Raw genomic sequence first — 15256 nt, 5'->3', positions numbered from 1 at the left:
TCATGCTCGACTTGAACATGGGTGAGTACGCCGCCTACGTCTGGCCCGCCTGGGGCCTCAGCGCCCTGGTGCTGGCCGGTCTGGCTGCGCGCGCCCTGGTCGCCGCCCGGCGCTGGAAGGCCGAGCTGGCGCAGTTGGAAGGCGATCGGCCGCAAGGCGCGGCGGGGCGGGAACAATGAGCCGCTGGTTCGCGATCGTGCCGCTGGTGGTGCTGGTCGCCCTGTCGGCCCTGTTCATCGGCTGGTCCCTGAAACGGGATCCGGAGATCAAGCCCGAGGCCCTCGTCGGACAGTCTGTGCCGGAAACCGTCCTGCCGATCCTGACCGGGACAGAGGCCGGACCGGGCAATGTGGACCTGAAGACGGCGGGCGTCGGTCGGCCGATGCTGATCAACGTCTTCGCCAGCTGGTGCGCGCCCTGCCGCGCCGAGCACCCGAAGCTGATGGCGCTGAAGGCGCGCGGCGTCGCGGTCGTCGGCGTGGCGTGGAAGGATGATCCGGTCGCCACGCGGGCCTTCCTCGACGAGCTCGGCGATCCCTTCTCCATGGTGCTGGTGGACCGCGAGGGCCGGGCCGGGCTGGATCTAGGCATTACCGGCGCGCCCGAGACCTTCGCCGTGGATGCCCAGGGGCGGGTGGTCGCGAAATTCGCCGGACCGCTTCTGGAAGACGCCGAGATCGAACGTCTGGTGGCGGCGATGCAGGCCCCGCCGCGTCCGCTGCCGACCGCCACGCGCCGCTGACCGGCGGCTTCGCGGCGCTGAAAGCCCCGCCCCCGGGGCGTTAACCCATTTCCGATGGTTTTCATTAACCCTGTCGGCATGAGCGCGATTCGCCCGCCCGTCCCGTCGCCCCTGTTCCCGTCGCAGACGCCCCCGTCTCCGGCGTCGACGTCGCGATCGGCCTTCTTCCAGGCTGCGCTGGCGGCGGCGTCGCCCGCGGTCGCCGCAGCGGCCCCGGCGCCTGCACCGACCGTTCGTCCGGACAGTCCGGCGCGCTCGGTCCCCCCCCGCGCGCCCGCGGACGGTGAAGGACAAAGGCTTCAGCGGCCGGGCAGCCTGCTCGACATCCGGGTCTGAACCGGGCGAACACGCCCGCCTCACGCGAAAATGACCGGCGCGCGCCGGTTCTGCGTGATTAAGATGGCCCCATGCGCACCCGGGGGTGGATATTTTCGGTCGCGGTCGGCCTGACCGCGCTGCTTGCGGCGGCCTCGACGGCCCAGCCGTCGGCGACGCGCGCGCGGCACCGGTCGGCGCCGGTGGAGCCGGTGGTGGTCGAGCTGTTCACGGCCCAGGGCTGCGCCGGCTGCCCGGAGGCCAACGCCAGGCTCGAGACGGTCGCGGCGGAGCCCGGCGTCATCGCCCTGACCTACGCCGTGGATTACTGGGACTATCTGGGCTGGGCGGACACCTTCGCCCGTCCGGAGTTCGCCCAGCGTCAACGCGACTACCGACGCGCCCTGCGCATCCGCAACGTGTCCACGCCCCAGGTGGTCATCGACGGCCGTCGGCAGGCCGCCGCCAACGCCGAAGCGATCCAGGTCGCCATCGACGAGGAGGCCGCCCGCCGGGTCTTTCCGCCGGAAATCGAGTTCCGCGAGACGGGCGATCGGGTCGGCGTCGGTTCCGGACGGGCCCCGACCGGCGGGGCGGACGTGGTGGCCGTGTTCTATACCCCGGGGCCCCAGACGGTGGAGATCGGCGGCGGCGACAATCGCGGCCAGAAGGTCCGCCACATGAATGTGGTGCGATCGGTCCGGGTGCTGGGGCCGTGGAGCGGGCGCCCGGTGCTCTATGCCCTTCCCGACCAGGCCGAGCCCGACCAGGCCGTGGCCGTTCTGCTTCAGTCACGGGATGACCGTCGCATCTTGGGCGCGGCGGTGCTGGACGCGCGCTGAGCCCGGCGACCGCGCCGTCAGTTTTGGTCAGTATCCCTGTTCTCCGGCAAACTTTCACAGTGCATGATCGGCTCCGGCGCGTCGGGGCGTCGTCGCCTGTGGAGGCGCGCATGATCGGTTCGGGATCCGGGATCAGGGGGATGGCGCTCGCCGCCCTTCTTGTCGTCGCGCCCGGCATGGCGGCTTTCGCGCCGGACCCGGATGCCGGCGTGACGCCGGAAGCGCGAGGCGTGGCCCAGGCGGTCACGGCGGCGGAACTCGCCGCCTGGGGGCGCGAACGCGGGGACGCCGGCGCGCTGATCATGGCGGCCCGCCTTCTGTCGGAAGTGCCGGTGCGGCAGGGCGAGGGGCCCGAGCCGATCCTGACGCCCGGGCGCTTGCTGGATGAGGCGGCGGCCCTGTCGGCGGGCAACCAGCCGATCATCGACGCCATCGACAGGTTGCGGGAGCCGATGACCCGGGGCGTTCGCTCGTCCCCCTTCGGCGCCGGCCCGGTGTTCACCGTCAAACAGCTGAGGGCGCGGGAAAGCTGGACCTTCGATGTCGATGCACGGGCCGGTGAGGTCCTGAGGGTCGCCGCCATCGGCGACGGCGACACCGACATCGGCCTGAGCATCCGGGACCAGAACGGCGCGACCATGTGCCGGGACGGGTTCGGTGACCACTACCCCGTGTGCACCGTCTCCTCCCGGGCGGGCGGCAAGATGCGGGTGGCGGTCTCGAACCGGGGCGACGTCCGCACCAGCATCCAGCTTCTGAGCAACTGATGAGGGGCGGGCGGGGGCTGTGGGTCGTGGCCCTGGCCGTCCTCGGCCTGCTGACCGGCGCCCGCGCGGCTCCCGTCCGGACGGATACGCCCGAGACCCTGCGGGCGGAGGCTTTCGAGGCGGCGCAGTGGGCCATGGCCTCGGACGCCGCCGACGCCCTGGCCAAGGTGTCCGCCCGTTTCGCCCAGGGCGACGACGCCCTCGGCCGGCTCGCCGAGGAGCGCGAGGCCCTGATCGTTCGCCGCGACCGGCTGGAACGGGCGCTCGAGCGCCACTACGCCTCGACCGACCCCGCGGATCTGACGGCCCGCACCCGGGCCCAGGCCGACTGGGAGGCGGCGACGACCCGGCTGGCGGCGCTGGATGCGGAGATCGAGGCCCGGTTCCCGGCCTATTCGGATCTCACCAGTCCCCGCGCCCTGTCCATCGAGGAGACCCGGCGCATGTTGCGTCCGGACGAGGGGCTGTTGCTGGTGCTGGTCAATCCCGAGGCGACCTATGTCTGGGCGGTGACCCGGGAGCGGACCGCATGGGTGCGATCCGAGGCCCTGACCGAAGCGCGGCTTGCGACGGTCGTCGAACGGCTCCGCGCGTCCCTGGGCGCCACGGCCGCGCCCCGCGGCGATGACGTCGATCCCCTTGTCTTCGCCGGCCGGCAGCCGGTTCCCTTTGATCGGGGCGAGAGCTGGCGGCTCTATTCGGAACTCATCCTGCCGGTGGAGGAGACCTTCAAGGACAAGACCACCCTGATCACCGTCACGACGGGCGCCCTGGCGACCCTGCCCCTGTCGGTCCTGGTCACCGCTCCGCCGCAGGGACGGGATGCGGACCCGGACGCGCTGGCGGCGACGTCCTGGCTGGCGGATCGGTATGCCATGGCCGCGCTGCCGGCCGTATCCAGCCTGAGGTCGCTGCGCTGCTATCTGGTCGCCGACCCGGCGGCGCGCAGTGAGGGTTGTCCGCCCATGCCGGCCGGCGGGCCGCGAGAGCCCGGCCCGGCGCGCCCGCTTCAGCTGGCGGCCTTCGGCGCGCCCCTGCTGGCGGGCGCGCCCGGCGATCCGACCCGCGGCGCGGCGACGGCGGAGTCGGTCATGGCCGGTCAACTGGCGGACGTCCGCAAGCTGAAGGCCCTGCCCTATCTGCGGGGTTCGCGTCTGGAGCTGGAGACGCTGAAGGCCCGCTACCCGGACGCTGTGGTGAGGATCGGCGCCGAGGCCACCGAACGGGCGGTGCGGACGGCGGATGCGGACGCCCTGTCCCGGGCGCGCTTCGTGGTCTTCTCGACCCATGGCCTGACGGCCGGATCCGCGGCGGCCGAGCCGGGACTGGTCATGACGCCGCCCGAGGAGGCCACCGAAGCCGATGACGGCTATCTGAGCGCTTCGGAGGCCGCGCAGCTGAAGCTGAACGCCGAGTTCGTCGTCCTGTCGGCCTGCAACACCGCGGCGTCGGACGGGCGGCCGGGCGGGGAAGGGCTGTCGGGGCTGGCGCGGGCCTTCTTCTACGCCGGGGCGCGGTCGGTTCTGGTGTCCCACTGGGAGGTGTCGGACGCCGCGACGACGACCCTGATCACCGCCGCCTTCGCCGATCTGGACGGTCATGCGGTCAGCGATCCCGGGGTCCGCGCCCGGGCCCTGCAGGCCGGGCAGCGCGCGGTCCGGGCCGAGCGTCGCTGGGCCCATCCGGCCTATTGGGCCGCATTCACCCTGGTGGGGGAGCCGGGGTAGGCGAGGGTGTGGGGAGTAGGGTGTGGGGTGTCGGCGCCCGAAACACCCGACACCCCATACCTCACACCCTTCTTACGCCCCCGCCTTCTTCGCGAAGCTCCAGGCGCCGTCGGCCAGCGCCGGGACCTGGGCGGCCATGGACCGGGCCTGGGGCGAGGCGGCGGTGCCGTCGCGGACCCGCCCCGCGATGCCCTGACAGATGGCCGCCAGCCGGAACAGGTTGTAGGCGAACAGCCAGTCGAGGTTCGGCGGCGGCGGGGCTCCGGTCTTCTCCGAATAACGGACCACGACTTCTTCCACCGACGGAATGCCCAGGGCCTGCAGGTCCGCCCCGGCGAGGCCGTTGCGCATCGTCGCCGGAATGGCCCAGGCGATCAGCAGGTAGGAGAAGTCCGCCAGCGGATCGCCGAGGGTGGACAACTCCCAGTCCAGCACGGCCCGCACCTCGGCCCGGTCGGGGGCGAGGATCATGTTGTCGAGGCGGAAGTCGCCGTGGACGATCCGGGTCGGCCCCTCGGGCGGCAGGGTGGCGGGCAGGAAGTCGATCAGCCGGTCCATGGCCGGGATGGGGTCGATCTCGGACGCCCGGTACTGCTTGGTCCAGCGGCCGACCTGCCGTTCGAAATAGTTGCCCGGCTTGCCGTAGTCGCCCAGGCCGATGGCGGCGGGATCGAACCGGTGCAGGGCCGCCAGCGTATCGACCTGCGCGTCATAGACGGCGCGCCGCTCGGCGGGCTCCATACCCGGCAGTTTCAGGTCCCACAGGACCCGGCCCTCGACCTTGTCCATCACATAGAACATCGAGCCGATGACGGCGTCGTCGGTGCACAGGGCGTAAGGCTTGGCCACCGGATAGCCCTGCGCATGCAGGGCCGAAATGACGGTGAACTCCCGGTCCACGGCGTGGGCGCTGGGCAGCAGGGTCCCGGGCGGCTTGCGACGCAGAACATAGGTCCGGCCGGGCGTCGACAGCTCATAGGTCGGGTTGGACTGGCCGCCCTTGAACTGACGAACCGTCAGGGGACCCGCGTAACCCTCGACATTCGCCGCCAGCCAGGCGCCGAGGGACGCCTCATCAAGGGCGTAGCGGGGGTCGACCTCGCGGGTGCCGGAGAAGGTCGATTGGGCGTCTTCAGGGGGCGTCTGGGTCATTGCGCAGCGATGATGGCGGCCTTCACGGCGCCGCGCCAGCCTTTCAGCAGCCGCTCGCGTTCTTCGTCCGTCATCCGGGGCCGCCAGACGGCCGGAGCCTCGGCGGACGCTGCGTCAAGCGTGTCGATCAGGCCGCACCCGAGCGCCGCCAGTTTGGCCGCGCCCAGCGCGGTCATTTCCTGAAACGCCGGTCTCTCCACCGTGACATCGCAGATATCGGCGACGAACTGCATGGCGAAGGCGTTGGCGGTGACGCCGCCGTCGACCTTCAGCACCGACAGCCTCGGCGCCCCGTCCTTCTCGAGGGCGTCGAGCAGGTCGCGGGTCTGGTAGGCGAGGGATTCCAGCGCCGCCCGCACCATGTGGGCCGGGCCGCTGTCCCGGGTCAGGCCGACAATGGTTCCCCGCGCCTCCGGCTCCCACCAGGGCGCGCCCAGACCGGTGAAGCCCGGGACCAGATAGACCCCGCCGTTGTCCTTCAGCCCCTGCGCCATGGCCTCCGACTGGCGTGATTCCGAAATCACCTTCAGCCCGTCGCGCAGCCACTGGATCGCCGATCCGGCCGAGAAGATGGAGCCCTCCAGCGCATAGGCCGCCCTGCCCTGAGTCTCGTACCCCAGCGTGCCCAGCAGGCGGGTGGAGGACGGCACCGGCTCGGCCCCGACGTTGGCGACCAGAAACGCCCCGGTGCCGTAGGTGATCTTGGCGTCCCCGGCCTTGAGTGCGCCATGTCCCACAAGCGCGGCCTGCTGATCGCCCGCCGCGCCGTGGATCGGCAGGGCGGCGCCGAGCAGGGACGGCTCGCTCTCGCCGAGAAGATCGGCGCAGCCCCGGATGTCAGGAAGTCCCTCCATAGGGACATTGAACAACGCCGCCAGGTCAGGTCGCCATTGTCGGGTGCGCAGGTCCATCAGGGAGGTGCGCGAGGCGTTTGTGGCGTCTGTGACGTGGCTTTCCCCGCCTGTCAGTTTCCAGATCAGCCAGCTCTCGATGGTGCCCAGCCTGACCTCGCCCTTCCGCGCCCGTTCGCGCGAGCCCGGAACCTGGTCCAGCAGCCAGGCGAATTTCGAGGCCGAAAAATACGGATCGAGGATCAGACCTGTCGCGGCCTGCACCTCCGGCTCGTGCCCGGCAAAGGCCAGTTTCGCGGTGGCGGCGGCAGTGCGGCGATCCTGCCAGACGATGGCGCGATGCAGGGGCTCGCCCGTTGAGGCGTCCCACAGGACCGAGGTTTCGCGTTGGTTGGTGATGCCGATGGCGGCGAACCGCCCGACCCCGCCCGCCTTGCGCACAACCTCCCGGCAGGTCTGCAGGGTCGCGGCCCAGATCTCGGCGGCGTCATGCTCGACCCAGCCCGGGTGCGGGAAATGCTGTTCCAGCTCGATCTGGCTGACCGCCAGGGGGCGCAGGGCGCCGGTCTCTGTCCGCTCGAAGGCGATGGCCCGGGTCGAGGTGGTGCCCTGATCGATAGCGAGGATGAGGCTCTTCATGCGGGGAGGTTAGACATTCCTCCCCCGCAGGGGGAGGGGGACCATGCGAAGCATGGTGGAGGGGCGCCTGCCCCAGGCTGGGTCCCGTTCGGCCGCCGACAACCCGGTCCAGCCCGGAGCCGGCGCCCCTCCACCCTCCCTCGCCCTTCGGGCTCAGGACGGTCCCCCTCCCCCAAGGGGGGAGGAAACGCTAAACCCGTCCACCATGACCCACACAGCCTCCTTTGAAGGCGTCCGCGACGCCGCCCGTCAGCTTCTCGGCCATGCCGTCCGCACCCCCCTGATCGAAAGCCCGATGCTGAACGATCGGCTCGGCGGGCGGGTGCTGCTGAAGGCCGAAAACCTGCAGCAGGCGGGGGCCTTCAAATTCCGCGGCGCCTGGAACCGGATCAGTCGGCTGACCCCGGAGGAACTGACGCGCGGGGTGGTGGCCTATTCGTCGGGCAACCATGCCCAGGCGGTGGCCTGCGCGGCGAAGATGATGGGGACCAGCGCCATCATCGTCATGCCGGCCGACAGTCCGAAGGTGAAGGTCGAGGGGGTCATCGCCTTCGGCGGCGAGGTCCGCCTCTATGACCGCTACACCGAAAGCCGCGAGGCCATCGGCGAGGAGATCGCCCGCACGCGCGGCAGCGTTCTGGTCCGCCCGTTCGACGATCCCTTCGTGATTGAGGGCCAGGGCACGACCGGGCTGGAGATCGTGGAGCAGGCGGACGCCGTCGGGGCGACGATCGACCAGCTGCTGTGCGGGGCCTCGGGCGGCGGCCTGATCGCCGGCATCAACCTGTCCATGGGCGCGCTCCTGCCCGACGTCCCGGTCATCGGCATCGAGCCGCGCGACTACAACGACACCCAGCTGTCGATGGCGGCGGGCGAACGCCTGACCCACGCCCCGGCCCACGGCACCATCTGCGACGCCCTGATGACCGACCGCCCGGGCGAGCTGACCTTCCCGATCAACCGTCGACTGGCCCGGGTCGAGACCGTCTCGGACGCCGAGGTGGCCGAGGCGGTCCGCTACGCCTTCCGCGCGCTCAAGCTGGTGGTCGAGCCGGGCGGCGCGGTGTCGCTGGCGGCCCTGCTGGCGGGCAAGGTCGAGGCGAAGGGGCGGACCACGGCGGTGGTCCTGTCCGGCGGCAACGTCGACCCCACCCTGTTCGCCGAGATCATCGAGGGGCGGTTCGTGGGCAAATAAGGGTTTCGAGAGAAGACCCGCCCGGCTAGCGTGACGGCAAAACCGGAGGAAACCATGCCCAAACCGTCAGAACTGCAGTCGCTCATCGGGACCGAGATCGGCGTCTCGCGCTGGTTCCTGGTCGATCAGGCGAAGATCGACGCCTTCGCCGACACTACCGAGGACTGGCAGTTCATTCACGTGAACCCCGAGATGGCGAAGCAGACGCCGTTCGGCGGGACCATCGCGCACGGGTTCCTGACCCTCAGTCTCGCTTCGGCCATGTCCTATGACTGCGTGCCGCCGCTGGACGGGGTGGTGATGGGCGTCAACTACGGCTTCGACAAGCTGCGCTTCCTCGCCCCGGTGCCCGCCGGATCGAAGATCCGCGGCCGGTTCAAGCTGCTGTCCGCAGAGGACAAGGGCGGCGGCCGCTGGCTGATCAAGCACGAACTGACCGTCGAGATCGAAGGCGGCGACAAGCCCGCCCTGATCGCCGAATGGCTGGGCATGCAGATGGTGGGCGGCTAGTTCGCCCGGCGCGGGCGGACCTGCAGCCCGACAAGGCTCGCGACAAGGGAGGCGGCTGCTCCGGCGGCGAAGATGGCCGGCGGCATTCCGATGGTGCTGTAGGTCACGAAGGAGACACCGCCGCCCAGAAGCGTGGCGCCTGCGACCCAGATTTCTCGCCGGGGGACAACCGGAGCTGCGGCCGACGCGAGAACGCCGGTTATGAAAGCCGGTATGGCGCCTCCGAGATAGCCGATCAGGGCTCCTCCCAACGGAAGCTGAAGCCAGTCCCCGAGAGACATCGGCGAGGTTTGCTCAAATGCACTCCAGACGGCCACAACAGTTCCGCCGACAGGCGGACCGATAAGCACAAAAGCTCCGACGGTCGTCCAGAACGAGCCAGCCGGAGCGCTCATGGGCTTATCCCTCGCCCAGGCACCGCAGGGCGACCTCGAGGTTGCGCAGCCCGTCCTCGCCGGTAACGGCCGGGGTTTCGCCGGTGCGGATGGCGTGGGCGAAGGCTTCCAGCTCCTTCTTGAGCGGCTCGTTCGGCCAGCTCATGACGCCGCGCGTCGAGTAGCTGCCGTCCGGCTGCTGGCCGAAATATTCGGTGACCTGGCGGGTCATCAGGTCGGCGACCACGAACTTGCCCTTGGTGGCGACCTGCAGGGTGCGGGTCTTGTAGGGCGTGACCCAGTTGGTGGTGATGTGGGCGATGACCCCGTTCTCCAGCCGGAACTGGAGCAGGGCGGTGTCCTCGCGCTCGGCCTTGGTGCGGGCCAGCTGCGGCTGGACCTCGACGATCTCGCTGTCGGTCAGGTGGCGGATGATGTCGATGTCGTGGACCGCCAGATCGATTACGACGCCGACCTCGCCCATGCGCGGCGGGAAGGGGCCGACGCGGGTGATCTGGATGGAGATGACCTCCTCACCCGCGATGGCGCGCTTCACGGCGTCCACCGCCGGGTTGAAGCGTTCGACCTGGCCGACCATCAGCACCCGGCCGTTGGCCTTCGCCGCGTCGATCATGCGCTGGGCGTCGGCGACGGTGGCGGCGATGGGCTTTTCGACCAGGACGTGGACGCCCTTTTCGAGCAGGGCCACCGACAGGTCGGCGTGATAGCGGTTGGGCGTCGCGACCACGGCGGCGTCCAGACCGGCGGCGACGAAATCCTCGGCGGCGGTGAAGGCGGCGGCGTCGTACAGGCCGGCCACGCCCTCGGCGGTGGCGGCGTCGGGATCGAACACGGCCGACAGGCTGAAGTCGCGGATGTCCGACAGAACGCGGGCGTGGTTGCGGCCCATGACGCCGACGCCGGCGACGCCGATCTTGAGGGGGGTGGTGTTCGGCATCCGCTTATCCCTTGAACGAGGCCACGGCGGCGATGATGCGATCCTGGGTCGCTTCGTCCAGATCCGAATGCATCGGCAGGCTGAGGACCCGGTCCTTCAGCCGCTCGGTGACCGGCAGGCCGCCCGCGCCGCGCGGGAAGTGATTGTAGGCCGGCTGCAGGTGCATCGGCACCGGATAGTAGACGGCGGTCGGCACACCCTGTTCCTTCAGGTGGGCGATCAGGCCATCGCGGTTCTCGTGCTCGATCGTGTACTGGGCCCAGTTGGAGATGTTCCCCGCGGGCACGTCCGGCACGGCGGCGACGTGGGGGCGCAGGCCTTCGTTGTAGCGGGCGGCGATGCGGTTGCGCCACCCGATCTCCTCGCCGAAGACCTTCAGCTTCTCGATCAGGACGGCGGCCTGGATGGTGTCCAGACGGCTGTTCATGCCGATGCGCATGGCCAGATACTTCGGGTCGTGCTCGAAGGCGTCGGCCCCGGCGGTCAGGTCCTTGGCGACCACCTTCCCGTGGACACGGTAGGAGTCCATCTCCTGGGCCAGGTCGTCGTCATTGGTCAGCACCGCGCCGCCGTCGCCGTAGCAGCCCAGCGGCTTGGCCGGGAAGAAGCTGGTGGTGGTGACGTCGGCCCATTTGATCGGGTGCTCGCCGTTGATGGTGCAGCCGAAGCCCTGGGCCGAGTCCGAGATCAGCTTCAGGCCGTGTTTGTCGCAGATGGCCTTGATGGCCGGATAGTCGGCGGGCTGGCCGAACAGGTCGACGGCGATGACCACGCGCGGGGTCAGGCGCCCCTCGGCCTTGATGCCCTCGATGGCGCGCTCCAGCGCAGCGGGGTCCATGTTGTAGGTGACCGGATTGACGTCGACGAACACCGGCTCGGCATTGGTCCACGGTACGATCTCGGCGGTGGCGGTGAAGGTGAAGCTGGGTACGAAAACGGCGTCGCCCGCCCCCACGCCCCAGGCCATCAGCGGCAGGACGAGGGCGTCCGTGCCGTTGGCGCAGCCCAGCGCGTGCTTCGCCTGACCGAAGGCGGCCAGATCGGCCTCGAACTGACGCACCTGCGGGCCCATGACCCAGGCGCCGCCGACGACCGCTTCCTGAACGGCGGCCTCGATCTTTCCGGCGAGGCGGAGGCGTTGGGCCTGAAGGTCGATGAAGGCGATGGTCATGTCGGAACTCTCCGGTCGCGGACACGCGGGCATGGCGGCGCGGGGTGAACGCGCCGGTCTGGATGGGCGCTCCCTAACAAATCCCCCGGGTTCTCGCCAAATCCCGGCGGGTCACTTCGGGTGAGGGATTGCAACGAAACGTGATGGCGCCTATCCCGGGGCCATGTCGACCGGCCATCCCGCTGTGTTTCTCGACCGCGACGGCGTTCTGATCGAGGACACGGGCTATCCCCATCTCGAATCACAGCTGCGCATGATGCCCGGCGCCGGCGAGGCCGTGCGGCGGCTGAACCGGCTGGGGTATCTCTGCGTCATCGTCACCAACCAGTCCGGTGTGGCGCGCGGCCTGTTCTCCGAACAGCAGATGCACGCCTTCAATGACCTGATCGTTCGCAAGCTGGCCCTGGCCGGCGGGCGGATCGGCGCGGTCTATGCCTGCCCCTATCACTCCGAAGGCCGGGTGGAGGCCTATATCCATCCCGACCACCCCGACCGGAAACCCAACCCGGGCATGATCCTGCGGGCCGTCGCCGAACATCACATCGACCCGGCGAAGAGCTTCATGATCGGCGACCAGCCCTCCGATATGGAGGCGGCCCGACGGGCGGGCATCCCCGGCTTCCGGTTCGAGGGCGGCGATCTCGACGATTTCGTGCGCGAACTCCTCGGCCACTGAACCGCTTCTGACAGGATCGTCAGGGTTCGACCGGTGGGTTTTCCCTCCGCGATGAATTACGATCCACCCGCCTTCACCCGGAGACCGCATGAGCCAGACCTTCGTTGATCGCCGCTGGACCAGTGCGGACGGACTGAGCCTGTATGCGCGCGACTATGCGCCGGCGGGCGGACCGGCCAAGCTGCCGGTCGTCTGCATCCACGGCCTGACCCGCAATTCGAAGGATTTCGAGGTCATCGCCCCCCTGATCGCCCAGAGCGGCCGTCGGGTGCTGGCGATCGATGTGCGGGGACGCGGCCTGTCCGATGTCGCCCCGGACCCCATGACCTACCTGCCGGCGACCTATGCCCAGGACGTGCTGGCCCTGCTGCAGCAGACCGGCATCGAGCGCGCGGTCTTCGTCGGGACCTCTATGGGCGGGCTGATCACCATGGCCCTGGCGGCGATCCGCTCGAAGGTCATTGCCGCCGCCATCATCAACGACGTGGGGCCGGAGGTGGCCAGGGAAGGCTTGGCGCGGATCGCCGCCTATTCCGGTCAGCCGGTGGACACCCCGACCTGGGCCGACGCCGCCGCCTACGCCAGGCGGATCAACGAGGTCGCCTTCCCCCACTATACGGATGCCGACTGGGACGCCTTCGCCCGCCGCATCTTCCGCGAGGGGACTGAAGGGGCGCCGGTGCTGAACTACGACCCGGATATCTCGGTGCCGATCAAGGCGGCGGGGCCCAAGGCGCTGGTCCCGAACCTGTGGCCGATGTTCGGCCGGCTGACCCGCGGGCGTCAGGTGCTGCTGGTGCGAGGCCAGACGTCGGATCTGCTGAGCGAAGCGATCGCGACCAGGATGCGCAAGCGCGCCCCCAAGATGGACTTCGTCGAGGTGCCCGGCGTGGGCCACGCGCCGATGCTGGACGAGCCGGAAGCCAAAGCCGCGATCTTCCCGTTCCTGAACGAGGTGCCGTGATCGGCTGGCTGGCCCCGGTTCTCGCGGTCAGCGCATCTGTCTGCGGGTCGACGCCCTGAAGCGTAGCGGAAACCTGCCGCCATCGACCCCCGAGATATTCACCCTCGGATTTCGTCCATGGGGCGGCGGGATGTCGATCAACATCCTGGAGCTCTATTCGCGGCGATATCGGGAGGTGGACGGCCACACCTGACGCGTCGTGCCGATCATCCGGGTCCTGCTGCCGCTGGCGCCGGCTCTCCTTGTCCTGGTGTTTCTCGCGAACCGCTAGGGCACGTTCGTTTCCAGCTCGTCGATCCAGACCTTGGCCGTCGCGTCGGACGGAGCCCGCCAATCCCCACGGGGCGACAGAGAGCCGCCGGTGACCACCTTGGGCCCGTTCGGCACGGCCGAGCGCTTGAATTGGCTGGTCTGGAAGAAACGGTAGAGGAATTTCCGCAGCCATCCCTTGATGGTCGGCAGGTCGTATTCGACCTTTTCATCCTCCGGCGTGCCTTCGGGCCAGTGGCCGGTCGAGGCGTCCTTCCAGGCGTTGTGGGCGAGGAAGGCCACTTTGGACGGGCTCAGGCCGAAGCGGGTGATGTAGAACAGGAAGAAGTCGTTCAGCGCGTAGGGGCCCACGGTGGCCTCGGTCGACTGGATCTGGCCATCCTTCGCCGGGACCAGCTCGGGCGAGATTTCGGTGTCGAGGATGGCGTGCAGGACGCGCACGGTGTCGCCGTCATGCTCGCGCGCCGCGACCCAGCGGATCAGGTGCCGGATCAGGGTCTTCGCCACCCCGCCGTTGACGTTGTAGTGGCTCATATGGTCGCCGACGCCGTAGGTGGCCCAGCCCAGCGCCAGCTCCGACAGGTCGCCGGTGCCCAGCACGAGGCCGCCGTTCTGGTTGGCGAGGCGGAACAGGTAGTCGGTGCGCAGGCCCGCCTGCACATTCTCGAAGGTGATGTCGTGGACCGGCTCGCCGTTCGCATAGGGATGCTTGATGTCGGCCAGCATGCGCTCGGCGGCGGGACGGATGTCGATCTCGTCGCCCGTGACGCCCAGCGTCTTCATCAGCGCCCAGGCGTTCGACTTCGTCCCCTCGGAGGTGGCGAAGCCGGGCATTGTATAGGCGAGGATACCCGTGCGCGGCAGGCCCAGCCGGTCGAAGGCGCGGCAGGCGACCAGCAGGGCCTGGGTCGAATCCAGCCCGCCCGAAACCCCGATCACCAGCGTCTTTGAACCCGTGGCCCTGAGCCGCCGCATCAGGCCCTGGACCTGGATGTTGAAGGCTTCGTAGCAGTCCTGATCCAGCCGCGCGGGATCGTCCGGCACGAAGGGGAAGCGGTCGAGCGGGCGGATCAGGCCCGGGGAAGGGCCGGCCGGGGCGTCTTCGGCTTCGATGATCAGGCGGCCGAAGCGATCGTCCTCGCCGGTGCGGCGGTCCTCGTCGCGGGCGCAGTCGGCGAAGGTGCCGGTGCGTAGCCGCTCCAGCCCGATCCGCTCGACGTCGATATCGGCGATGGTGAGGTGGGACTCGGTCGAGAAGCGCGGGCCCTCGGCCAGTTTCGCGCCCAGCTCGTGGATCGTCGCCTGGCCGTCCCAGGCCAGGTCGGTGGTCGATTCCCCCCAGCCGGAGGCGGTGAAGACATAGGCCGCCTGCGCCCGCGCCGACTGGCCGGCCGACAGCAGGCCGCGCTCCTCGGACTTGCCGATGACGATGTTGGACGCCGACAGGTTCAGCAGGATGCGCGCGCCGGCCAGGGCGGCGCGGGTCGAGGGGGGAAGGGGCGCCCAGTAGTCCTCGCAGATTTCGACCGCGAAGGTGAAGCCAGGGCGGTCCTCGACCTCAATCACCACCCGAGGGCCGAACCATGCCCAGTTCGCGCCGATCTTCGCCGAGCCGCGCACCTCCCCGCCGGGGCTGAACCAGCGCTTTTCATAGTATTCGCGATAGTTGGGCAGATAGGTCTTGGGGATGACGGCGCGCGGGCGGCCTCCGGCCAGCACCACGGCGCAGTTGTAGAGGGCGTCGGTCTGGCGGACCGGCGCGCCGACGACGGCGATGACGCCGGCCTCACGGGCGGCGGCGGCGATCATGTCGACTGCCGCCTCAACCCCGTTCAGCAGGGCGTCCTGCATCAACAGATCGTCGACGGCGTAGCCGGTGACCGACAGCTCCGGGAAGACGATCAGGTCCACGCCCTGGGCGCCCGCCTGCTCGATCAGGGCGACATGCTCGCGGGCGTTGGCGGCGGGGTCGGCGGTGTGCACGACCGGGGTCGCGGCGGCGACGCGCACGAAGCCCTGGTTGCGGGGGGCGTGGAACGGTTCGGTCCGGGTCAAGGCGCGATCCTTCAGGGGTCTTTTGCTCATATAGAGCCAAAGGGCGGC

The 15256-nt window shown here is 69.7% G+C and carries 14 protein-coding genes; 9 read left to right on the top strand and 5 right to left on the bottom strand.

Translation table 11 applies throughout. The annotated features are described in order from the left end of the window. The first annotated feature begins 2 nt into the window (after positions 1-2). The 5 genes from ccmD to ACLQ7T_RS04995 all read left to right on the top strand — a co-directional run bounded on the left by ccmD (position 3) and on the right by ACLQ7T_RS04995 (position 4393). Positions 3-179 (top strand): heme exporter protein CcmD, encoded by a 177-nt coding sequence (gene ccmD, locus ACLQ7T_RS05015; protein ID WP_420478426.1) that lies wholly within the window; start codon positions 3-5, stop codon positions 177-179. Next, positions 176-742 (top strand): DsbE family thiol:disulfide interchange protein, encoded by a 567-nt coding sequence (locus ACLQ7T_RS05010; RefSeq protein ID WP_420470180.1) that lies wholly within the window; start codon positions 176-178, stop codon positions 740-742. The genes ccmD and ACLQ7T_RS05010 overlap by 4 nt, the downstream gene beginning before the upstream one ends. A gap of 407 nt (positions 743-1149) precedes the next feature. Then, entirely contained in the window at positions 1150-1899 is a 750-nt protein-coding gene (locus ACLQ7T_RS05005; RefSeq protein ID WP_420478425.1) for a DUF1223 domain-containing protein, read from the top strand. Positions 1900-2039: 140 nt separating this feature from the next. Then, positions 2040-2666 carry a hypothetical protein gene (locus ACLQ7T_RS05000; RefSeq protein WP_420478424.1) on the top strand — a complete coding sequence of 209 codons (627 nt, stop codon included), beginning with the start codon at positions 2040-2042 and terminating at the stop codon, positions 2664-2666. Continuing rightward, positions 2666-4393, top strand: a complete 1728-nt coding sequence (locus tag ACLQ7T_RS04995; protein WP_420478423.1) for a CHAT domain-containing protein — start codon at positions 2666-2668, stop codon at positions 4391-4393. Before ACLQ7T_RS05000 ends, ACLQ7T_RS04995 begins: the two co-directional genes overlap by 1 nt. Positions 4394-4465: 72 nt before the next feature. On the opposite strand, the gene ACLQ7T_RS04990 is transcribed toward ACLQ7T_RS04995, so the two are convergent. After that, a complete protein-coding gene (locus tag ACLQ7T_RS04990; protein WP_420478422.1) occupies positions 4466-5545 on the bottom strand; it encodes a phosphotransferase family protein in 1080 nt (359 codons plus the stop codon). Further along, a complete protein-coding gene (glpK, locus tag ACLQ7T_RS04985; RefSeq protein ID WP_420478421.1) occupies positions 5542-7035 on the bottom strand; it encodes a glycerol kinase GlpK in 1494 nt (497 codons plus the stop codon). Before glpK ends, ACLQ7T_RS04990 begins: the two co-directional genes overlap by 4 nt. Before the next feature lie 205 nt (positions 7036-7240). Here glpK and ACLQ7T_RS04980 point away from each other — a divergent pair, with 205 nt between their 5' ends. Together ACLQ7T_RS04980 and ACLQ7T_RS04975 are read left to right on the top strand one after the other, a co-directional pair. After that, positions 7241-8230, top strand: a complete 990-nt coding sequence (locus ACLQ7T_RS04980; protein WP_420478420.1) for a threonine ammonia-lyase — start codon at positions 7241-7243, stop codon at positions 8228-8230. A gap of 54 nt (positions 8231-8284) precedes the next feature. After that, the gene (locus ACLQ7T_RS04975; protein ID WP_420478419.1) at positions 8285-8740 is read left to right on the top strand and encodes a MaoC family dehydratase; all 456 of its coding nucleotides are present in this window, start codon (positions 8285-8287) and stop codon (positions 8738-8740) included. A gap of 399 nt (positions 8741-9139) precedes the next feature. Here ACLQ7T_RS04975 and ACLQ7T_RS04970 read toward each other — a convergent pair whose 3' ends face one another. Both ACLQ7T_RS04970 and ACLQ7T_RS04965 read right to left on the bottom strand, forming a co-directional pair. Further along, positions 9140-10072, bottom strand: a complete 933-nt coding sequence (locus ACLQ7T_RS04970) for a Gfo/Idh/MocA family protein (protein WP_420470189.1) — start codon at positions 10070-10072, stop codon at positions 9140-9142. 4 nt (positions 10073-10076) lie between these two features. Then, on the bottom strand, positions 10077-11243 hold the full coding sequence (locus ACLQ7T_RS04965; protein WP_420478418.1) for a DegT/DnrJ/EryC1/StrS family aminotransferase: 1167 nt from the start codon (positions 11241-11243) through the stop codon (positions 10077-10079). Positions 11244-11406: 163 nt separating this feature from the next. Between ACLQ7T_RS04965 and ACLQ7T_RS04960 the strand changes: the two genes are divergently transcribed. Together ACLQ7T_RS04960 and ACLQ7T_RS04955 are read left to right on the top strand one after the other, a co-directional pair. Continuing rightward, positions 11407-11919, top strand: a complete 513-nt coding sequence (locus ACLQ7T_RS04960; RefSeq protein WP_420470191.1) for a D-glycero-alpha-D-manno-heptose-1,7-bisphosphate 7-phosphatase — start codon at positions 11407-11409, stop codon at positions 11917-11919. An 88-nt stretch (positions 11920-12007) separates the two neighbouring features. Continuing rightward, the gene (locus tag ACLQ7T_RS04955; protein ID WP_420478417.1) at positions 12008-12883 is read left to right on the top strand and encodes an alpha/beta fold hydrolase; all 876 of its coding nucleotides are present in this window, start codon (positions 12008-12010) and stop codon (positions 12881-12883) included. Positions 12884-13150: 267 nt separating this feature from the next. Here ACLQ7T_RS04955 and ACLQ7T_RS04950 read toward each other — a convergent pair whose 3' ends face one another. Then, entirely contained in the window at positions 13151-15238 is a 2088-nt protein-coding gene (locus ACLQ7T_RS04950) for an NAD(+) synthase (RefSeq protein ID WP_420478416.1), read from the bottom strand. Positions 15239-15256 lie beyond the last annotated feature (18 nt).

It is taken from the genome of Brevundimonas sediminis (genome assembly GCF_048799765.1).
Lineage (GTDB): Bacteria > Pseudomonadota > Alphaproteobacteria > Caulobacterales > Caulobacteraceae > Brevundimonas.
The sequence above is the reverse complement of the archived record's forward strand: the minus strand, read 5'-3'. Positions and strand labels throughout refer to the sequence as shown.